A 20,601-nucleotide genomic window follows, 5' to 3' on the forward strand; every position below is an offset into this window, starting at 1 on the left:
CGCCTGCCTAGAGCGCCGGGAGAGGGCGCGCAAGCCCCGCAAGGCCGTCTCGCCGGTTGAGGCTCGCGGCGTTCTGGTCTAGAGCTTCGGCGCCGCACGCCGCCGGGACCGCCCGCGAGGCCGATTTTGCGCGCGCGACGCGGCGCGATCCTTGCTGCGTGCGCCGCCGCGACGGAACGCAAGGCCGCACGCCGAGTTCAAGCCGCGCCGGGCCGGCGCAAGCCCGCGCCCCGGCGCCGCCGATCCTGTTTCACGACCCGCGAAAGCCGCAGCTTTCGCATTGGCCTCCAACCCGCCCGACTGGGAAGACTGAATGCCGAAGCGGACCGACATCTCGACGATCCTCATCATCGGCGCGGGGCCGATCATCATCGGCCAGGCCTGCGAATTCGACTATTCCGGCACGCAGGCCTGCAAGGCGCTGCGCGAGGAAGGCTATCGCATCGTCCTCGTGAACTCCAATCCGGCGACGATCATGACCGACCCGGACATGGCCGACCGCACCTATATCGAGCCGATCGTCCCCGAGGCCGTCGCCAAGATCATCGCCAAGGAGCGCTACGCCCGGGAGGGCGGCTTCGCGCTCCTGCCCACCATGGGCGGCCAGACGGCGCTCAACTGCGCGCTCTCGCTCAAGAAGATGGGAATTCTGGAGCAATATGACGTCGAGATGATCGGCGCCTCGGCCGAGGCGATCGACAAGGCCGAGGACCGCGAGCTGTTCCGCGAGGCGATGACCAAGATCGGCCTCTCGACGCCGCGCTCGCACCAGATCAAGACCCTGTCTCAGGCGCTCTCGATCCTCGACGACATCGGCCTGCCGGCGATCATCCGCCCCTCTTTCACCATGGGCGGCACCGGCGGCGGCATCGCCTACAACAAGGCCGAGTTCATCGACATCATCGAACGGGGGATAGACGCCTCGCCGACGAGCGAGGTGCTGGTCGAGGAAAGCGTGCTCGGCTGGAAGGAATATGAGATGGAGGTGGTCCGCGACCGCGCGGACAACTGCATCATCGTCTGCTCGATCGAGAACATCGACCCGATGGGGGTGCACACCGGCGATTCGATCACCGTCGCCCCCGCGCTGACCCTGACCGACAAGGAATATCAGGTGATGCGCGACGCCTCGCTCGCGGTGCTGCGCGAGATCGGCGTCGAGACGGGCGGCTCCAACGTCCAGTTCGCGATCAACCCGGCCGACGGGCGGATGATCGTCATCGAAATGAACCCGCGCGTCTCGCGCTCGTCCGCGCTGGCCTCCAAGGCGACCGGCTTTCCGATCGCCAAGGTCGCGGCCAAGCTCGCGGTGGGCTTCACGCTCGACGAGATCGCCAACGACATCACCGGCGGCGCGACGCCGGCCTCGTTCGAGCCGAGCATCGACTACGTCGTCACGAAAATCCCGCGCTTCGCCTTCGAGAAGTTTCCAGGCGCCGACAACATCCTGACGACCGCCATGAAGTCGGTCGGCGAATCCATGGCGATCGGGCGCACCTTCGCCGAGAGCCTGCAGAAGGCCCTGCGCTCGCTCGACACCGGCCTCGACGGGCTCGACGAGATCGAGATCGACGGGCTCGGCCTTGGCGACGACATGAACGCGCTGCGCGCCGCGCTCGGCGTGCCGACGCCCGACCGCCTGCTCGTCGTCGCGCAGGCGCTGCGCTACGGCATGAGCGTGCAGGAGATCCACGAGGCCTGCCGCGTCGACCCGTGGTTCATCGAACGCGTCAAGGAGATCCTCGACCTTGAGGCGCTGGTGCGCGCGCGCGGCCTGCCGCAGGACGCGGCCAATCTGCGCATGCTGAAAGCGGCGGGCTTCTCCGACGCGCGCCTCGGCTCGCTGACCGGCCAGAGCGCCGCCGCGGTCGCGGCGCTGCGCCATGGCCTCGGCGTGCGGCCGGTCTACAAGCGCATCGACACCTGCGCGGCGGAGTTCGCCTCCCCCACGGCCTATATGTATTCGACCTATGCGCCGCCCTTCGCCGGCGCGCCGGCCGACGAGGCGCGGCCCTCGGCGCGCGAGAAGGTCGTGATCCTCGGCGGCGGCCCGAACCGCATCGGCCAGGGCATCGAGTTCGACTATTGCTGCTGCCACGCCTCCTTCGCCCTGCGCGAGCAGGGGATCGAGACGGTCATGGTCAACTGCAACCCCGAGACCGTCTCGACCGACTACGACACCTCAGACCGGCTCTATTTCGAGCCGCTGACCGCCGAGGACGTGCTCGAAATCATCGCCAAGGAGCAGGAGGCGGGCACGCTCAGGGGCGTCATCGTGCAGTTTGGCGGCCAGACGCCGCTGAAGCTCGCCGGCGCGCTGCAGAAGGCCGGGATCCCGATCCTTGGCACCACGGTCGATTCGATCGACCTCGCCGAGGACCGCGACCGCTTCAAGCGGCTCCTCGACAAGATCGGCCTCAAGCAGCCGATGAACGGCATCGCCTATTCGGTCGAGCAGTCGCGCATGGTCGCGGCCGACCTCGGCCTGCCGCTGGTCGTGCGCCCCTCCTATGTGCTCGGCGGGCGGGCGATGGCGATCATCCGCGACCACGCCGAGTTCGACGACTATCTGCTCGGCGTGTTGCCCGGCCTCGTGCCGTCCGACGTCAAGGCGCGCTACCCCAACGACAAGACCGGCCAGATCAACACGGTGCTCGGCAAGAATCCGCTGCTGTTCGACCGTTACCTCTCCGACGCCGTCGAGGTCGACGTCGACGCGCTCTGCGACGGCAAGGACGTGTTCGTCTGCGGCGTGATGGAGCATATCGAGGAGGCCGGCATCCATTCGGGCGACAGCGCCTGCTCGCTGCCGCCGCGCTCCCTTTCGCCGCAGACCATCGCCGAACTCGAGCGCCAGACGCGCGACCTTGCGCTGGCGCTCGACGTCGGCGGCCTCATGAACGTGCAATATGCGCTGAAGGACGGCGAGATCTTCGTGCTCGAAGTCAATCCGCGCGCCGCCCGCACCGTGCCTTTCGTCGCCAAGGTGGTCGGCCAGCCGATCGCCAAGATCGCCTCGCGCGTCATGGCCGGCGAGCGTCTCGCGAGCTTCGGCCTGTCCGCACGCGCGTTCGACCATGTGGGCGTCAAGGAGAGCGTGTTTCCCTTCGCGCGCTTTCCGGGCGTCGACACGGTGCTCGGCCCCGAGATGCGCTCGACCGGCGAGGTCATGGGGCTCGACCGCTCCTTCGCCGTCGCCTTCGCCAAGAGCCAGCTTGGCGGGGGCACGAAAGTGCCGACCTCGGGCGCGGTCTTCGTCTCGGTGCGCGACGCCGACAAGGAGCGCATGCTCGGCGCGATCAAGCTGCTTTCGGGCCTCGGCTTCAGGATCTTCGCCACGGGCGGCACGGCGCGTTACCTGATCGCCGAGGGCGTTCCGGCGCAGCGCATCAACAAGGTCTCGGAAGGCCGCCCGCATGTGGTCGACGCCATCAAGAACGGCGGCGTCCAGCTCGTGCTCAACACCACCGAGGGCAAGCAGGCGCTCGCCGATTCGCGCTCGCTGCGGCGCGCGGCGCTGCTGCACAAGGTGCCCTATTACACCACGCTCGCCGGCGCCATCGCCGCCGCCGAGGGAATCAAGGCCTATCTCGCCGGAGACCTCGAAGTCCGCGCCCTGCAGGACTATTTCGGATAGCGGGCGCTTGCGCGCCGCGTCCGCCCCTTGCGGGCCGGCGCGCGAAGGTGTCTCTTAGACGCAACGCTGATCACGGCGCGGTCCGCGCCCGCAGCCGAAGGCCGAAACGGGGCCTCCGGCGCGCGAAGGCGTTGGCCAGCCGAATTTTCTCGGCGTTTCAAGAACTCCGCGCCCCGGGGGAGAAGCGGACGCTTAGGCAAGGGATGTGAAGACTGACATGGACAAGGTTCCCATGACGGCGGCGGGCCATCTCGCCCTCGAAGACGAGTTGAGGCGGCGGCAGCAGGTCGAGCGGCCCCGGATCATCCAGGCGATCGCCGAGGCGCGCAGCCACGGCGACCTGTCGGAGAACGCCGAATATCATTCCGCCAAGGAAGCCCAGTCCCTGAACGAAGGCCGCATCGCCGAGCTCGAAGACAAGCTGTCGCGCGCCGAGGTGATCGACGTCTCGAAACTGTCCGGCACGACCGTGATGTTCGGCGCGACGGTCACTCTCGTCGACGAGGACACCGAGGAAGAAAAGACCTACCAGATCGTTGGCGAGGCCGAGGCCGACGTGAAGTCCGGCCGTGTCTCGATCACCTCGCCCACGGCGCGCGCGCTGATCGGCAAGAAGGTCGGCGACTCGGTCGAGGTGAACACGCCTGGCGGCGGCAAGAGCTACGAGATCCTGAAGGTGGGGTTCCACTAGGGCGTTTCGGGCCGGACGGAGCCGTTCGGCCACAGCACGACCGTTCTGGGCGTGCGCGGGCGTCGTCGCCCGGCGGGAGCACGGCATGTCGACGCAGACCATGGCGCTCGTCCTCGTCGCCGCGCTGCTGCACGCCGGCTGGAACGCGCTGATCCGCTCGAGCGCCGACCGTGCGCTCGACGCGGCCCTCGTCGCCGGCGGCGCGGGCGTCGCAGCCGCCGTCGCCCTGCCCTTTCTCGCCGCGCCCGCGCCGGCGGCGCTCGGCTTCATGCTCGCCTCCGGCGTCATCCACGTCGTCTACATGCTGCTCGTCGGCGCCGTTTACGCGCGCGGCGAGATGAGCGTCGCCTATCCGCTGATGCGCGGCGCGGCGCCGCTGATGACCGCGCTCGGCGGCGCGCTGCTCGTCGGCGAACGGCTGTCGGCGCTCGGCTGGGCCGGCGTGGCGGCGACGAGCGGCGGCGTGCTCGGCCTTGCGGCTGCGGCCGCGCGGCGCGGCGGCGCCTCCGCCGGCCTCCCCCTTCTCAACGCGGCGGTGATTGCAAGCTACACGCTGGTCGACGGAACGGGGGCGCGCGTCTCGGGCGCGCCCGTCGCCTATACGCTCTGGACGCTTCTGCTCGGCGGCGCGCCCGTGGTCCTGATCGCGCTGCGCCGGCGCGGCGCGGCGTTTCTTCGGCATGCGCGCGGGCGCTGGGGCAAGGGGCTTCTGGGCGGAACCGCCAACGCCGGCGCCTATGCGCTGGTGCTGCACGCGATGACGCAGGCGCCGATCGCGGCGGTGGCCGCGCTGCGCGAAAGCTCGATCGTCTTCGCGATGGCGATCTCGACCTTTGTGCTCAGGGAGCGGCCGACGCGGGCGCGGCTCGCCGCGGCCTTCGCCGTGGCGCTTGGCGCGATCCTGCTGCGCCTGTCTTAGAGCATTTTCAGTAAAAGTTGCAGACTTTTACGTTAAGAAAATGCCTAAAAACAAGATGTTAGAGCGCGTTCGCGACTCGATGAACGCCGAACGCGCTCTAAGCGGGGCTTTCCTCGCGCGCGCGGTCGGCCGCCATCAGCGCAAGCCCCGAGGCCACCGACTGGAAGGCGTCGCCGATATGCAGCTTCGCCTCGCCGAAACGCGCGGCGTAAAGGGCGCGCACGGCCGGCACGAAGGATGTGCCGCCAGTCAAAAACACGGCGTCGACGTCCTGCGCGCGCAGCCCCGAGGCGCGGACCGCCTCGTCCGTCGCCGCGGCGATGCGGGCGAGGTCGTCGCCGATCCAGCGCTCGAAATCGGCCCGGCGGACGTCGGCCTCGATGCGCACCCCCTCGCGCATGAACGAGAAACGCGCCTCCTGCGCCTGCGACAGCCGCGCCTTGACCGCGCCGACGGCGCGATAGAGCTCGAAGGCGAGGTCATGCTCGATCACCGCGCGCAGATCCTCGAGCTTTTCGGGCTCCTCGGCGGCCTTGACCAGGGCGGCGAGTTCGGCCAGCGTCTGCGGCGTCTTGAGGAAGGAAAGCTGGTGCCATTGCGCGAAGGCCGCGTGCCAGAAGGCCGGGATCGGCAGGCGCTTCTCGAAGGAGCGGTAGAAGCCGCCCTTGCCGAGACGCGGCGACACGACGTGATCGACGATGCGATAGTCGAACGCGTCGCCGGCGACGCCGACGCCCGAATGGGCGCGCGGCCGCGCCCTGAGCCGGCCGCCCTCGCGTGAAAAGCGCAGAATCGAGAAATCGCTGGTGCCGCCGCCGAAATCGGCGACGAGCACGGTCTCGTCGCGACGCGCCTGGCGCTCATGCCAATAGGCCGCGCCGAGCGGCTCGAAGGCGAGCTCCACCCCGGCGAAGCCGGCGCGCGCATAGGCCGCGCGAAGCCGCGAGACTGCAAGATCTTCGTCAGGGTTTTCGCCGGCGAAGACGACCGGGCGCCCCGAAAGCATGACCGGCGCGCCGCCCGCCCCCTGCGGCAGGTCGGCGAGGAGATCGGCCAGAAACAGCCCGATCAGCTCCTCGATGGTCAGGCGATGCCCGTAAAGCCGCGTTTCGGAAAAGCCGCGGCTGCCGAGATAGGTCTTGATCGACTGGAGGAACCGCTGCTCGCCCTCGGCGGCGATCGCCCGCTCGAGCGCGCGCGGGCCCGACACATGGGCGAGGCGGCGCCCCTCGCGCCAGAAGGCCATGGCCGAGCGGAAGGTCGCGCCCGGCCCCTCGGCCGTCGGCCAGACCAGGCTTTCGACCTCGCCGTCGTCGAAGGCGAGCGCCACGACGCTGTTGGTCGTGCCGAAATCGACGCCGACGCCGCAAAGGCGCGGGGCGTTCGCGCTCATGGCTCCTCCGGGGACGCGCGCCAAAGCGCAAAGAAAGCACGCGCGCGGACGCGCAAAAGAAAGCCCGCGCGAAAGCGAATTCGCGCGGGCGCGTTCAGCATCCGGCGCCCATTGCGGGCGCCGAAAAGGCTAGTCTTCGGCCTTGCCGCCCTTCTCGCGGGCCTTGAGGGCCGCGCCGAGAATGTCGCCGAGCGAGGCGCCGGAGTCGGCCGAGCCGTACTGGGCGATCGCCTCTTTCTCCTCGGCCACTTCGAGCGCCTTGATCGAGACCGACACCTTGCGGGCGCGGCGCTCGAACTGGGTGATGCGGGCGTCGACCTTTTCGCCGACGGCGAAACGCTCGGGGCGCTGGTCGGCGCGGTCGCGGGCGAGCTCGCTGCGCTTGATGAAGGCGGTGTAGTCGGTGCCCACGACGCGCACGTCGAGGCCGCCGTCCTTCACGTCCATGATCTCGCAGGTGACCACGGCGCCCTTCTTGAGGTCGTCGCCGGGCTCGCCGGCCGGGCGCGGCTCGGACGACTTGGCGCTTTCGCCGTCAAGCTGCTTCACGCCGAGCGAGATGCGCTCCTTGTCGATGTCGACGTCGAGCACCTTGGCGTGGACGACGTCGCCCTTCTTGTAGTCCTCGATCGCCTGCTCGCCCGGACGCTTCCAGTCGAGGTCGGAGAGGTGGACCATGCCGTCGACGTCGCCGTCGAGGCCGATGAACAGGCCGAACTCGGTCTTGTTCTTGACCTCGCCCTCGACCTCGGAGCCGATCGGGTATTTCTCGGCGAAGGCCTCCCAGGGGTTCTGGAGGGTCTGCTTGAGGCCGAGCGAGATGCGGCGCTTGACCGGATCGACTTCGAGCACCTGGACGTCGACTTCCTGGCTCGTCGCGACGATCTTGCCGGGATGGACGTTCTTCTTGGTCCACGACATTTCGGAGACGTGGATCAGGCCCTCGATGCCGGGCTCGAGCTCGACGAAGGCGCCGTAGTCGGTCATGTTGGTGACGCGGCCGCGGAAGCGGGCCTCGACCGGGTACTTCGCCTCGATGCCCTGCCACGGGTCGTCGAGCAGCTGCTTCATGCCGAGCGAGATGCGGTGCGTCTCGTGGTTGATCTTGATGATCTTGACGCGCACCGTCTGGCCGATGGTCAGCACCTCGGTCGGATGGTTGACGCGCCGCCAGGCGATGTCGGTGACATGCAGCAGGCCGTCGATGCCGCCAAGATCCACGAAGGCGCCGTAGTCGGTGATGTTCTTCACCATGCCCTCGATCACCTGCCCCTCTTCGAGGTTGGCGACGATCTCATGGCGCTGCTCGGCGCGGGACTCTTCGAGCACGGTGCGGCGCGACACGACGATGTTGCCGCGGCGGCGGTCCATTTTCAGAATCTGGAACGGCTGCGGCACGCCCATGAGCGGAGTGACGTCGCGGATCGGGCGGATGTCCACCTGGCTGCGCGGCAGGAAGGCCACGGCGCCGTCGAGGTCGACGGTGAAGCCGCCCTTGACCTGGTTGAAGATGACGCCTTCGACCTTCTCCTGCTTCTCGAAGGCCTTTTCGAGCTTGACCCAGCTCTCCTCGCGGCGCGCCTTGTCGCGCGAGATGACCGCTTCGCCGAGCGCGTTCTCGATGCGCTCGAGATAGACCTCGACGACGTCGCCGACTTCCGGCGAGCCTTCGCGGTTCGGGCCCTGGAATTCCTTGAGGGCGACGCGTCCTTCGGTCTTGAGGCCGAGGTCGATGACGGCGACGTCCTTTTCGATCGCGACGACGGTTCCCTTGACGACCGAACCTTCAAAAGCTTCGTTCTGGCCGTAGCTTTCGTCAAGAAGCGCCGCGAAATCCTCGCGCGAAGGCGCGTAGGTTGAGGTAGATGCCATGTGGTCTCCGTAAGGCCCACGCTTCTCGCGCAGGGGGCGCCGGCGGTTTCGAGGTTGAACGGGCTTCCTTTCGCCGGACTCCCTTAAGCGCGAACGCTCTGGTTCGCGCTGGAAGAGCCGCCCTGGGGGCGGACCGGCGCCGGAACGGCGAAACGAAGCAGGTTTAAGCCGCCTATCTAGCAACGAAGGCGAAAGGCGGCAAGAGCGCCGCGGCGGTTCGGCGCGGATTTCGCCCGAAACAGGCCGGGCGACGCGCCTTCTCCGGGCGCCCGGCTTATTTCGCGGCGAGTTTCCGGCCGGCCGGCGCGTCGGCGCGCGCGACCTTCAGGGACACGACGCCGGCCTCGATCATGCCGAGCGCCTCGGCCGCGCCGCGCGCGAGATCAAGGTCACGCCCCTTGATGAACGGGCCGCGGTCGTTGACGCGCACGACCACGGTGCGCCCCGTCGCGGGATTGCGCAGCGCGAGACGCGTGCCGAAGGGCATGGTCCGGCTCGCGGCGGTGAAGCCGTCGGGGTCGAAGGCCTCGCCGTTGGCGGTGACTTTCCCGGAAGAATAATAGGACGCCGTGACGGCGAACTCATCGGTGATTCCAGCGAGCGCGTCAGCGTAGACGACAGAAGCCGGAGACATCATGCAAAAACCAAGCGCGGCGACCCAATAGAACTTCAACCTTACGCCTCCTCGAACATTGCGGATTCGGCGCGATTAATAAGAAATTATGACCAAAACCGGGTCGCAGCCCTGGCGTAATTTCGTACAAGCTTGACTTTATAGGCTGGCAAGCATGATCGACTATGCCTCGATTTTCGCCGCGCATGCCGCAAAGCCCCGCGGTCTCATGCGCATCCGCCCGAAAAGCCCGCGACTTTTCGGGCGGATGCGATAGGCTCGCCGCCAAGACCAATAAACAGCGGGGGGAGGCCATGGCCTGCAACGTCGTCGCGACGTCGGTCGCCGTCACGCAGATCGCCGGAGGCGCCGCGACCAAGATCGTCGTCTCGGGCACGGCGCGGGACTGCGCCGCGGTCCCTCCCTCCTTCGGCCGACCGGAGGAAGTTCGGATCGACGTCACGGTCGCCGTGCTCGTCGGCGGCCAGCCGGACCCGACCCAGTCGGCCACGGTCACGGCGACGATCGCCCCGCCGCCCGCGACGGGCGTCGACGCGCCCTGGAGCGTCGAGGCCAAGGGGCTTCCGCCCGTTCCCTGCGGCGGCAGGGTCAGGGTCGCCGCGGCGTGCCGCGCCAATCCGTCCTGCGCCAGCGAGACCGATTTCACCGTCGACTGCGGCTCGTGCCCCACGGTCGAATTCGAGGCCGAGGTCGCGCCCGGCTGCAACGCCGACGGCGCGCGGACCGTGACCTTCCGCATCGGGCTCGGCAATCTTCCGCCGGCGGGAACGCCGGTCGTCGGCGTCATTCATCTTGGCGACGGAACGCCGGGCTCGGCGAGCCTGCCCGTGCTCTTCCCCGGGCCCGAATGGACGACGCAGCAGAACGACGCCGTCGGGACCTATACGTTCGACTATGCGCCGGGGAGCTATCCGAACGTCTCGTTCGAAACCACCTTCCCGACCGCATGCGCCGGACGCGTCGCCCTTCCGGCGAGCCAGTCGCCGCTGGAGATCGGAAGCTGTCCGCGAACCGACTGCCCGAGCGCAGTGACGCTCGAGGTCCGCAATTCCGCCGGCGCCGTCGTGGCGACCGGGCCCGGCGCGCCCTGCCTGCCGGCGGGAGATTACGTCGTCGCCGTGACCGCGCCCGCAGGCGCCGGGCGCAGCTTCGTCTGGAGCGTCGATGGGACGGTCGATCCGGCCCCCAACGTCAGCGGCGTCAACAGGTCGAGCTACGCCCGCGCCGTCGCCGCGGGCGCGCAGCCGCTCGCCTCCGCCGCCGTCTCGCCGCCCCGCTGCGGCGCGCCGCCGAGCGGCGCCGTCGCGCTGACGGGCTGCGGCGCGTCAAACCCGCCGCCGCCGCCCCCGCCGCCCCCGCCGCCGCGCGGTCCGGGGCGCGCCGCCATGCCGCCGCTCTGCGAGATCGCGCGCATCGCCGGCCTCGCGCTGTTCATCGTCGGCTGCGTGCTGATCCTGGCCGGGGCGTGTTCCGGCGCTCCCGCGCTGGCCGGCGTCGGCGTCGCCCTGGCGCTCGCCGGGGCGCTCGTGCTCGGCCTGTGGGCGGCGTTCTGCGCGCCGTTCAACGGCGGCTGCCTGCTGCTGCAACGGCTGATCGAGGCGTTCGAACTCGCCGCGATCGGTCTGCCGATCATCGCGGCGCTGTTCGCGCTCCTTGGCATGGCGCCCTGCGCCATCGGCGTCGTCATCGACCTCGGGCTCGTCGGCGCGACGCTCGCCATTTTGAACCGCATTTTCCGCGCGGTCGGCTGCCGTTTCGTCTGAGCCGCAAGGAGGCGGGGCGGCTCAGCGCTCGACGGCCTCGCCGCGCTGCGCCCAGTCCTGGAAACCGCCCGGGAAATGGGCGCGCACGTCCTGGCGACCCGCCCGCCGCGCAAGCTCGAGCGCCGCGAGCGAGCGCTTGCCGGAGCGGCACGACAGCACGATCCGCCGGCCCTGCGCGGGCGGCGGCAGCTTCGCCGGGTCGAAGCTCTGCAGGGCGTTGAGCGTCGCGCCCGGGATGTGGCCGGCGGCGAATTCATTGGGCTCGCGCACGTCGACGAGGACGATCGAGCCGTCGGCGAGGCCGCTTTTCAGCTCTTCGATGGAGACGTTTTCGACAAATGCGCTCTGGGCGTCTGCGCCGGACATGGGCTTTCTTTCCAAATTGATGATCCGGCGACGCTTTTATAATGACGCGCCGACGGAGGAAAGACGAGCGGTCACCGGCGCGCCGCGCGCGCCGCCGCAAGATCCTCCGGCGCGTTGACGTTGAAGAACGGGTCGAGCGGAGACGCGTCCCAGTCGGCGCAGACGCAGCCGCGCCGTTCGAGAAAGGCTCCGACTTTCGTCAGTTTCTCGTCATGGAGGGCGGCGCGCAGATCCTCGCGCAGGGCGATCGGCCAGAGCGCGACGACGGGGTGGCGCCGGCCGCCCGAACGCGCGCAGGCCATTTCGGCCCCCGCCGCCCCGCGCGCGGCGGCAAGGCGCGCGACGAGATCTTCGGGCAGAAAGGGCGCGTCGGCCGGCGCGCTCAGCGCCCAGGACGCGTCGGGCCGATGCGCCGCGATCCAGTCGAGGCCGGCGAGAACCCCCGCGAGCGGCCCGAGGAAGTCCTCCGTCGCGTCGGCGACGACCGGCGCGCCGAGGGCGGCGTAGCGCGCGAGATCGCCGTTGGCGCTGACGACGAGGCCGTCGCATTGCGGGCGAAGCCGCGCCGCGACCCGCTCCAGAATGGCGCGCCCGCCGATTTCGAGCAGGGGCTTGTCGAGCCCGCCCATGCGCCGGCCCCGTCCGCCGGCGAGAATCAGGCCGACCGGAGGCGACGCGCCGCCGCTTCGCTTCATGACGCTCCAGACTTCAAGGCTGACGCGACGCCCGGCGAGGCCCGGCGCCGCGGATGCGCGGCCCTGACGGCGGGAAAAAGCCGGCCGCCGGTCATTTCGCTAGTTCAATTCCGACCGAACGCCAAGAGGTGGGCGCCAAGATGACGACCTCCAAGCCCTGTCGAGGAACAAGGGACGCCGCCGCCTGCTCACGCCGGATTCAAAATCGCCGCCACACGGCGACAAGGGGCCCAAGTTCGCGGCCCGTGTTCGCGCCCCAGACGGTCATGAAGCCGCCGATCTGCGCCGACCAGCCCGGGGCGAATTCATAAACGAGGCTGAGCTGGGCCTTCTGCCAGAGGCTGCGCGGAAAATTCTTCGCCGATTGCGTCTGAAGCGAAATGAAGCTCTGGGCGAGAATCATGACGCGCTCGAACGGCCGCACGCCGAAGGCGAAATCGACCCGCCACGCGCCCGGCTGCCCGCGCGCGAAAAACCGATAGCCCGCCTCGGCCGAGGCGAAGGCTGGCTTTGAGGCGAGCGCGAAGCCATAGCCCGCAAGGCCGCGCAGTTCGAGCGAGCCCGCCCGCCGCGGCTCGACCGGCCCGTTGAACGAGACGCCGGGCGCGAAAATCATGCCCTGCGCCGACAGCACGAGCCCGTTCGCCTCATAAAGCCTGACGCGCGCCCCCGCCGCCGAATCGCCCGGGCCATAGCTCACGCGCGCCGGCGCCGACTGGCGGACCCGGTCGATCGCCGGCGCGGCGACCATATTCAAGATAGCCGCCCAGCTCGAACTTCTGGTAGGAGGGCACCGGAACGAGGCGCCCGCGCGAATCGAAGGCCCGGGTCGAGCCGGAAAAGGCGAGGCCTGCGATGATCTGCCCTTCGCCTTGCGGCGACAGCCAGGCGCCGCACATGGCGTCGCCCGCCGCGAGCGCCGCCGCAAGGCCGCAGACGCAGGCGAGACTGGCCGCAAAACGGCGGCCTTCGGTCGGTCTTCCCGCGCTTGGCATGCGCAACGGGCCTTCGGCTGGCGTCTGGATCCGCGTTATTCTGACGCATGCAAGCATGTCGTCAGGCGTCAGGCCACGGCCGCGCGGTTGCATTCTCGCGGTCGAAGCCGACATGGTGAACGCGGCCTTGACGACAGCGGCCGCGAGATTTCAGGAGAGACCGTGCCTCGACTCTTGTCCGGCCTGCGCGAGGTCGCGCCGGCCTATGACGTCATTTTCAGCGACGTGTGGGGCGTCATGCATAATGGCGCGACGGCCTTCGCGGCGGCGTCCGACGCCCTGTCGCGCTTTCGCGCAAAGGGCGGCGCCGCGGTCCTCATCACCAATTCGCCGGCGCCGAGCCGCATCGTGCGCGCGCAGCTCGACCAGCTCGGCGTTCCCGCGGGCGCCTATGACGCCATCGTCTCGTCGGGCGACGTCACCGTCTCGCTGCTCATGGCGCGGCGCGGCAAGACCCTGTTCCATATCGGCGCGGCGCAGGAGACGGGGCTGTTCGACGAGGTCGAGGCGCTGACCGGCGAGCGGCCGCGCTTCGCGCCGATCGACGAGGCCGACTACGTGCTCTGCACCGGCTTCATCGACTTCCACCGCGAGACGCCGCAGGACTATGACGACCGCCTCGCGCGCGTCCATGCGCGCGGGCTCGAATTCATCTGCGCCAACCCCGACATCGTGGTCGAGGTCGACGGCGTCCTGTCCTATTGCGCCGGCGCGATCGCCGAACGCTACGAGCGGCTTGGCGGCGCAGTCGTCCAGGCGGGCAAACCCTTCGCGCCGATCTATGAGCGCGCCCTCGCCTTCGCCGCCAAGGCGCTCGGCCGGACGCCGGAGCGGGCGCGCGCGCTCGCGATCGGCGACGCCATGCGCACCGACGTCGCCGGCGCGATCAGGAACGGCTTCGACAGCGTGCTCGTGACTTCGGGCATCCACCGCGAGGAGCTGCACGCGGGCGCGCAGGAAGGCTCGGCGATCGACGCCGCCGCGCTGCGCCAGTTCGTGGAGGAGGCGGGCCTTCGGCCGACCGCCGCAATGGCGCAGCTCTCATGGTGAGGCGCGCAGGACGCGCCGCGCGGCCGCTTGACGCCGGCTGGCCAAGGCGGCAGGGTCGCGCCGCCTCGAAACGACACATGCCTGGCCGTTCGACCATGTCCTGCATCCTGAAGCCCGCCCGCGCGGGACGCGCGCCGCATGTCGCCCGCGGCGGGCGCGAGGCGAGAAAGGGCGCGTCCTCTTGAGCGGCCAAAACCCGCGCGCGCCCTTTGTGCTGGCGATCGACCCGCAGTCTCCGGATCCGGGCCTCGCGCGGCCGGTCGTGGCCATCGGCAATTTCGACGGGGTCCATCGCGGCCATGTCGCGGTGATCCGGCGCGCCGAAGCGCTCGCCCTGGAGCTCGACCGGCCCTGCGCCGTGCTCACCTTCGAGCCGCACCCTGCCGAATTCTTTCGCGGCCGGCACGCCCTCTTCCGGCTCGGCTCGATGGACTCGAAGGCGCGCGAGATCGAGCGGCTCGGCGTCGACGGCATGATCGTCGTCGCGTTCAACGAGACGCTGGCGGCGCTCGACGCCGAAGCCTTCGTCGCGGACGTGCTGATCCGCCGCCTCGACGTCAGCGGCGTCGTGGTCGGCTATGACTTCCGCTTCGGCGCCGGGCGCGCCGGAACGCCGCAGACGCTGCGGCGGGAGGGCGAGCGGCGCGGCTTTCGGGTCGACGTGGTCGAGCGCATCGACGCCGACGAGGGCGGCGCCTGCGTGCCGGCGTCGTCGACGGCGACGCGGACGGCGCTCGAGGCCGGCGACGTCGCCGAGGCGGCGCGGCTGCTTGGGCGCCCCTACTCCATCGCCGCCGAGGTCCTGCCCGGCCAGAAGATCGGACGCACGATCGGCTTTCCGACCGCCAATCTCGCGCCCGGCCCGTCGTTCCGGCTGCGCGAGGGCGTCTACGCCGTGCGCGTCGAGATCGACGGCGTCCTGCGCGACGGAGTCGCGAATTACGGCCGGCGTCCGACCGTCGGCGAAAGCGCGCCGCTGCTCGAAATCCATGTGTTCGATTTTGACGGCGATCTTTACGGCGCGCGGGTCGAGGTGTTCTTCGTCGGCTGGCTGCGCGGCGAGCGGAAGTTTCCGTCGCTCGACGCGCTCAGGGCGCAGATCGCCGAAGACGCCGAGACGGCGCGGGCCCGGCTGCGCGGCGCGGCCTGAGGCGGCCGGCGCGAAGAGCCTTGTCTTCGCCGCGGCGTTCGCGTATTGTCCGCACAGTCTAGCGTCATCGAGCCGCCTGCGTGACAATCGAGCCCGCCTTCCAGCCTTTCAGCTGCGCAGCCCTTTTGGGCGCGGCGGTCGGCGCGCGGCTTGCGGCTGGGACGTTTACGCTTCTGCTTACCCGCCCCTGAGGGCCGGCCGGGCGTTTCGCCTGGGCGCTCAGGGGTCGCGTCGCCGCACAGAAGCCGCTCTTAATCCCGGAACGCCGTCATGACCGAATCTTCCGCCCCGCGCGACGCCGCGCGCTCCAATTCCGAATCCGTCGTCATCTTCGACACCACGCTGCGCGACGGCGAGCAGTCGCCCGGCGCGACCATGCATCTTGAAGACAAGCTCCAGGTCGCCGAAATTCTCGACCAGATGGGCGTCGACATCATCGAGGCCGGCTTTCCGATCGCCTCCGAAGGCGATTTCGAGGCGGTCAGCGCCATCGCCCAGCGCACCGGACGCGCCGTGGTCGCCGGCCTCGCCCGCGCCATCGAGGCCGACATCGCGCGCTGCGGCGAGGCCGTGCGCAAGGCGAAGCGCCCGCGCATCCACACCTTTGTCTCGACCTCGCCGATCCATCTGCGCCACCAGATGAACAAGAGCGAGAGCCAAGTGCTCGACATCATCGCCCGCACGGTGACGCAGGCGCGCAATCTCGTCGACGACGTCGAATGGTCGGCGATGGACGCGACCCGCACGCCGATCGACTATCTGTGCCGCTGCGTCGAGGCCGCGATCCGCGCCGGCGCGACCACCATCAACCTGCCCGACACGGTGGGCTACGCCCTGCCGCATGAATATGAGGCCATGTTCCGCCAGGTGCGCGAGCGCGTGCCGGGCGCGGACAGGGTCACCTTCTCGGTCCACTGCCACGACGACCTCGGCCTCGCGGTGGCCAATTCGCTGGCCGGCGTCGCCGGCGGCGCGCGCCAGATCGAATGCACCATCAACGGCCTCGGCGAGCGCGCCGGCAACGCGCCGCTCGAAGAGGTGGTGATGGCCATGAAGACGCGCGGCGACCTGCTGCCTTTCCGCACCGGGATCGACACGACCTATCTGAACCGCGCCTCGAAGCTCGTCTCGGCGGTCGCCTCCTCGCCGGTGCAGTCGAACAAGGCGATCGTCGGCCGCAACGCCTTCGCCCATGAGAGCGGCATCCATCAGGACGGCGTGCTGAAGAACGCCCAGACCTATGAGATCATGACGCCCGAAAGCGTCGGCGTCGCGAAGACCTCGCTGGTCATGGGCAAGCATTCCGGCCGCCACGCCTTCAAGGACAAGCTGCGCGAGCTCGGCTATGAGCTCGCCGACAACGCGCTCGCCGACGCCTTCGCGCGGTTCAAGAATCTCGCCGACCGCAAGAAGATCGTCTATGACGAAGACCTGATCGCGCTCGTCGACGACGAGATCGTGCACGCCCATGACCGCATCCGGCTCGTCGACCTCACCGTCTTCGCCGGCACCAAGGGGCCGCAGTCGGCCGTGCTGACCCTCTCGATCGACGGCGAGGAAAAGACCCATCAGTCGACCGGCAACGGCCCGGTCGACGCGATCTTCAACGCCATTCAGGCGCTCGTGCCGCATGGCGCGACGCTGGAGCTCTACCAGGTCCACGCCGTGACGCGGGGGACCGACGCGCAGGCGGAAGTTTCGGTGCGGCTCTCCGAAGACGGCAAGACGGTGACCGCGAAAGGCGCCGATCCGGACACGCTGGTCGCCTCGGCGAAGGCCTATGTCGCCTCGCTGAACAAGCTGATGCTGCGCCGCTCCAAGGCGCGGGACGCGCTCGCCGGCTGACGGCCGGCGACAGGTCCGGCGCACGCGCCGGCCGCCGCGATTTTGTGCGAAATGGGGATAAATTCGTCGCGGCGGCCCTTGGCCGCCGTTTTTTCGACGCGTTAACGCGGCTTTACTGATTTGGCGATAAACGCAAAGGATCGATGATCGGAAGAGGCCTCATGCGGCGTTTTCTCTTTCTTGCGCCCGCGCTGCTGCTCTCTTTCCTCCTCGCAGGCTGCGGCGGAGGCGGAGGCGGCGCCGGATTCGGCGACGATCCTTTCCCCAAGCCCGCCGACTATCTGGTCCACGGCATCGACGTCTCGAAATATCAGGGCGAGATCGACTGGAACACGGTGCGCGAATCGGGCGTCAAATTCGCCTGGATCAAGGCGACCGAAGGCGGCGACCACGTCGACGAGAAATTCGGCCACAACTGGGAGGCGGCCAAGGCCGCCGGCGTGCCGCGCGGCGCCTATCATTTCGCCTATTGGTGCCGCCCCGCCGCCGAGCAGGCGGCCTGGTTCGCGGCCAATGTCCCGAACGACCCGGACGCCCTGCCCCCGGTGCTCGACGTCGAATGGAACGGCCATTCCAAAACCTGCCCGCGCAAGGTGCCGCGCGCCGTCGCGATCGCCGAGATGAAGGTGATGCTCGACATGATGGAGCGCGCCTATGGCAAGCGCCCGGTGATCTATTGCACGGTCGACTTCCACCGCGACGTGATGCAGGGCGAGTTCACCGACTATCCGATCTGGGTGCGCAGCGTGAAAACGCATCCGGCGCTGAAATATGGCGCGCGCAAATGGCGGTTCTGGCAGCACACCGCCGAAGGGCGCGTCGCCGGCATCAAGGGCAACGTCGACCGCAACGCCTTCAACGGCACGCCCAAGGACTGGCAGGTCTGGCTCGGCGGGGCGACCGCAACGCCGCCCAAGGCCTGATCTCGTCCCGGCCCCGACCCGAGTCTGAAGGCGACGCCCGGGTTGCCGCGTCCGGGATTTCCGGCGCGGCCGCGAGGGCCGCCGGCGCCCCGAAATGAGGGTAGGCCCAAAATGAAAGAAGGGCCGTCCGAGGACGACCCTTCCATTGTCAAGACCGCTGTCTCGCGAAACTGACGCCGTCAGAAGGCGTTAAGGGCGATCGCCCCCAATCCAGGTCGAGCCTAGCGGAGAAAGACAATGAGACACTGGACCACCTCCTTCCGATACGTTGACGATGAAGACAGGATAAGCGAAAAAACCCGATTCGCCAACCGACCGTGAACCATGTCCCCCGTGCGCGCGCCGATGTGCGAAACGTCGCATCCGCGGGCCCTGGCGCAGGCTTCACTGGTTCCCGGCGCGTGAGGCGGGCGCGGCGGCCGTGACCGCGCGAGGGCCTTGCCGGATCCCGCCGCCGGCCGCGCCTCGTCCGCAGCTGCGTCAAAAACACGCGGAAGGACATCGCGGCCAAGCCCGACGTCGGCGGCGCTATATCAGCGGTTGTGAAGCTTGCGCTTGTCGTTCGCTTTCACATGCGCATCGCAATGAGCATATAGGCCTGCGATCGCTGGAGACATGTAGCGCGTTTGTTCGCCGAACCAGCCTTCTTTATTGGCCGGCATGCTCAAAACATATCTGAAACAACAACTCTGAAGTGAAGCCGTCATTCCGGACAAAGATGGAGCCTCCATTGCTCCGAACAAAGTTTACGTATAAAAATTGCCGCTGATGCGGCAGGCGCCCATAAGGCGGCCTAGACTTTGCTTCTCACTCCTGCGCGGACGGAATATATATTCGCATGGTCATCCTGCACATCATTCCGACGGTGAACCCTGAGTACGGCGGTCCGGTCGCGGGGATCTACACCTCCGCTCCCGCTTTTCTCGAACAGGGGTGCGAACGCGAGATCGTCTCGCTCGACCTGCCGGACGACCCGTGGGTGCTCGCCTCGTCGCTCAAGGTCTATCCGATGGGCAACGCGGACCCCGGCTACAAGTCCTGGAAGCAGCGCATTCCGCTCATGCGCTACGGTTACAGCCCGAAGCTCGCGCCCTGGATCCGCGCGAACGCGGCGCGCTATGACGCCGTGATCGTCAACGGCCTGTGGAACTACGCCTCCTTTGCGGCGCGCCAGGCCCTGAGCGGCGGCGACGTGCGCTATTTCGTCTACGCCCACGGCATGCTCGATCCCTATTTCAACCGGATCGATCCGATCAAGGGCCTGTTCAAGCAGGCGCTGTGGCTGTGGAGCGAGGGCCGGCTGATCAATCGGGCGACGTCGGTCATGTTCACGACCGAAGAAGAAAAGGAGCTCGCCAAGACCTCGTTCTGGCCGTTCCGCGCGCGCTCCAAGGTGGTGCCTTATGGCGTCGTCGACGTCGAAGGCGACCCCGAAGCGCAGATCGCCGCCTTCCGCGCCCTCGCGCCCGGCCTCGGCGAACGGCGCTTCGTCCTGTTTCTCAGCCGCATCCATCCCAAGAAGGGCTGTGACCTCCTGATCGAGGCCTTCAGCCAAATCGCCGCCAAAGACCCCGATCTCGACCTCGTCGTCGCCGGCCCGGATTCGGTCGGATCGGTCGCGCAGCTTCAGGAACGCGCCCGCGCGCTCGGGATCGACGGCCGCGTGCATTGGCCGGGCATGCTCAAGGGCGACGCGAAATGGGGCGCCTTCCGCGCCTGCGAAGCCTTCGTCCTGCCCTCGCATCAGGAGAATTTCGGCATCGTCGTCGCCGAGGCGATGGCCTGCGCCCGGCCGGTCCTGACCACGAACAAGGTGAACACCTGGCGCGAGGTCGTCGCCGGCCGCGCGGGCTTCGTCGAAAATGACGACGTCGGCGGCGTGACGCGCCTGCTCGCCCAGTTCGTCGCCCTTTCCCCGGTCGAAAAGCTCGAGATGAGCAAGCGCGCGCGCGCGACCTATCTTGAAAAATTCGACATGGGTATGATGACCCCCGAACTGATCGACATCTTCAGGACATTGAAAGCCGCATGAAGATACTCGACGCGAAATCCTCACGCTCGCATGAGGGCGGGCCGACCTACTCGCTCAAGAACCGCGCCTTCCGCGCGACGTGGATCGTCGTCTGGGGCGTGTGCGCCTCCTGGACGCCGCCGATGCTGCACGCCTGGCGGCGTTTTCTCCTGCGCCTCTTCGGCGCGAAAATCGCCCCCACCGCCGTCGTCTACGGAACGGTGAAGGTCTGGTATCCGCCGCATCTCGAAGTCGGCAGCTTCGCGATCCTCGGGCCCGGAGTCACCGTCTACAACGTCGAGCAGATCCGCCTCGCAGACTACGCCATCGTGTCGCAGGGCGCCAATCTCTGCTCGGCCGGCCATGACGTCGAGGATCTGTATTTCCAGACCGTCGCCAAGCCGATCTCGATCGGCCAGCGCGCCTGGGTCGCGGCGGAGGCCTTCGTCGGCCCCGGCGTCTCGCTCGGCGAAGGCGCGATCCTCGGCGCCCGCGGCTGCGCCTTCCGCGATCTCGCGCCCTGGACCATTCACGGCGGCAATCCGGCGCGTCTCATCAAGGAGCGCAACCTGCGCTTCGACGAACCTCTGGCCCGCGCCGCCGAGTAGCGCGCGACGACGGGCGCCGCCCGCGCCTGTCCCTCGTTCCGGCGATTGA

The 20,601-nt window shown here is 68.7% G+C and carries 16 protein-coding genes; 10 read left to right on the forward strand and 6 right to left on the reverse strand.

Annotation, left to right across the window (positions count from 1 at the left end; translation table 11 throughout):
* Nucleotides 1-313 precede the first annotated feature (313 nt).
* The 3 genes from carB to ACILRB_RS09850 all read left to right on the forward strand — a co-directional run bounded on the left by carB (nt 314) and on the right by ACILRB_RS09850 (nt 5,247).
* Complete coding sequence (gene carB / locus ACILRB_RS09840) at nt 314-3,637, forward strand: carbamoyl-phosphate synthase large subunit (RefSeq protein WP_395666118.1); 3,324 nt, start codon at nt 314-316, stop codon at nt 3,635-3,637.
* A 217-nt stretch (nt 3,638-3,854) separates the two neighbouring features.
* Nucleotides 3,855-4,328, forward strand: coding sequence for a transcription elongation factor GreA (gene greA, locus ACILRB_RS09845; RefSeq protein WP_395666119.1), 474 nt, complete (start codon nt 3,855-3,857; stop codon nt 4,326-4,328).
* Nucleotides 4,329-4,413: 85 nt separating this feature from the next.
* Entirely contained in the window at nt 4,414-5,247 is an 834-nt protein-coding gene (locus ACILRB_RS09850) for an EamA family transporter (RefSeq protein WP_395666120.1), read from the forward strand.
* Nucleotides 5,248-5,344: 97 nt separating this feature from the next.
* Here ACILRB_RS09850 and ACILRB_RS09855 read toward each other — a convergent pair whose 3' ends face one another.
* The 3 genes from ACILRB_RS09855 to ACILRB_RS09865 all read right to left on the reverse strand — a co-directional run bounded on the left by ACILRB_RS09855 (nt 5,345) and on the right by ACILRB_RS09865 (nt 9,149).
* Nucleotides 5,345-6,640, reverse strand: a complete 1,296-nt coding sequence (locus ACILRB_RS09855) for an Hsp70 family protein (protein ID WP_395666121.1) — start codon at nt 6,638-6,640, stop codon at nt 5,345-5,347.
* A 129-nt stretch (nt 6,641-6,769) separates the two neighbouring features.
* Nucleotides 6,770-8,512 carry a 30S ribosomal protein S1 gene (gene rpsA / locus ACILRB_RS09860; RefSeq protein WP_395666122.1) on the reverse strand — a complete coding sequence of 581 codons (1,743 nt, stop codon included), beginning with the start codon at nt 8,510-8,512 and terminating at the stop codon, nt 6,770-6,772.
* Nucleotides 8,513-8,786: 274 nt separating this feature from the next.
* Nucleotides 8,787-9,149: a septal ring lytic transglycosylase RlpA family protein gene (locus ACILRB_RS09865; RefSeq protein WP_395666141.1), complete on the reverse strand. Its 363-nt coding sequence runs from the start codon at nt 9,147-9,149 to the stop codon at nt 8,787-8,789.
* 290 nt (nt 9,150-9,439) lie between these two features.
* Here ACILRB_RS09865 and ACILRB_RS09870 point away from each other — a divergent pair, with 290 nt between their 5' ends.
* Nucleotides 9,440-10,909 carry a hypothetical protein gene (locus ACILRB_RS09870; RefSeq protein WP_395666123.1) on the forward strand — a complete coding sequence of 490 codons (1,470 nt, stop codon included), beginning with the start codon at nt 9,440-9,442 and terminating at the stop codon, nt 10,907-10,909.
* Nucleotides 10,910-10,930: 21 nt separating this feature from the next.
* Here ACILRB_RS09870 and ACILRB_RS09875 read toward each other — a convergent pair whose 3' ends face one another.
* From ACILRB_RS09875 to ACILRB_RS09885, 3 genes are all read right to left on the reverse strand, one after another.
* A complete protein-coding gene (locus tag ACILRB_RS09875; protein WP_395666124.1) occupies nt 10,931-11,275 on the reverse strand; it encodes a rhodanese-like domain-containing protein in 345 nt (114 codons plus the stop codon).
* Between the two features lie 71 nt (nt 11,276-11,346).
* A complete protein-coding gene (gene mobA, locus ACILRB_RS09880) occupies nt 11,347-11,970 on the reverse strand; it encodes a molybdenum cofactor guanylyltransferase MobA (protein ID WP_395666125.1) in 624 nt (207 codons plus the stop codon).
* A gap of 199 nt (nt 11,971-12,169) precedes the next feature.
* Nucleotides 12,170-12,727, reverse strand: a complete 558-nt coding sequence (locus ACILRB_RS09885; protein WP_395666126.1) for a hypothetical protein — start codon at nt 12,725-12,727, stop codon at nt 12,170-12,172.
* 400 nt (nt 12,728-13,127) lie between these two features.
* Between ACILRB_RS09885 and ACILRB_RS09890 the strand changes: the two genes are divergently transcribed.
* The 6 genes from ACILRB_RS09890 (at nt 13,128) to ACILRB_RS09915 (ending at nt 20,552) form a co-directional block, all read left to right on the forward strand.
* Nucleotides 13,128-14,015 (forward strand): TIGR01459 family HAD-type hydrolase, encoded by an 888-nt coding sequence (locus tag ACILRB_RS09890; protein WP_395666127.1) that lies wholly within the window; start codon nt 13,128-13,130, stop codon nt 14,013-14,015.
* 181 nt (nt 14,016-14,196) lie between these two features.
* Nucleotides 14,197-15,165 (forward strand): bifunctional riboflavin kinase/FAD synthetase, encoded by a 969-nt coding sequence (locus ACILRB_RS09895; protein ID WP_395666128.1) that lies wholly within the window; start codon nt 14,197-14,199, stop codon nt 15,163-15,165.
* 270 nt (nt 15,166-15,435) lie between these two features.
* A complete protein-coding gene (locus ACILRB_RS09900) occupies nt 15,436-17,010 on the forward strand; it encodes a 2-isopropylmalate synthase (protein ID WP_395666129.1) in 1,575 nt (524 codons plus the stop codon).
* 161 nt (nt 17,011-17,171) lie between these two features.
* Nucleotides 17,172-17,933 (forward strand): GH25 family lysozyme, encoded by a 762-nt coding sequence (locus ACILRB_RS09905; protein WP_395666130.1) that lies wholly within the window; start codon nt 17,172-17,174, stop codon nt 17,931-17,933.
* A gap of 838 nt (nt 17,934-18,771) precedes the next feature.
* Nucleotides 18,772-19,965: a glycosyltransferase gene (locus ACILRB_RS09910; RefSeq protein ID WP_395666131.1), complete on the forward strand. Its 1,194-nt coding sequence runs from the start codon at nt 18,772-18,774 to the stop codon at nt 19,963-19,965.
* Nucleotides 19,962-20,552, forward strand: a complete 591-nt coding sequence (locus tag ACILRB_RS09915) for a putative colanic acid biosynthesis acetyltransferase (protein ID WP_395666132.1) — start codon at nt 19,962-19,964, stop codon at nt 20,550-20,552. The genes ACILRB_RS09910 and ACILRB_RS09915 overlap by 4 nt, the downstream gene beginning before the upstream one ends.
* The last annotated feature ends 49 nt before the right edge of the window (nt 20,553-20,601 follow it).

Source organism: Methylocella sp., from assembly GCF_044226135.1.
Classification (GTDB): Bacteria; Pseudomonadota; Alphaproteobacteria; order Rhizobiales; family Beijerinckiaceae; genus Methylocapsa.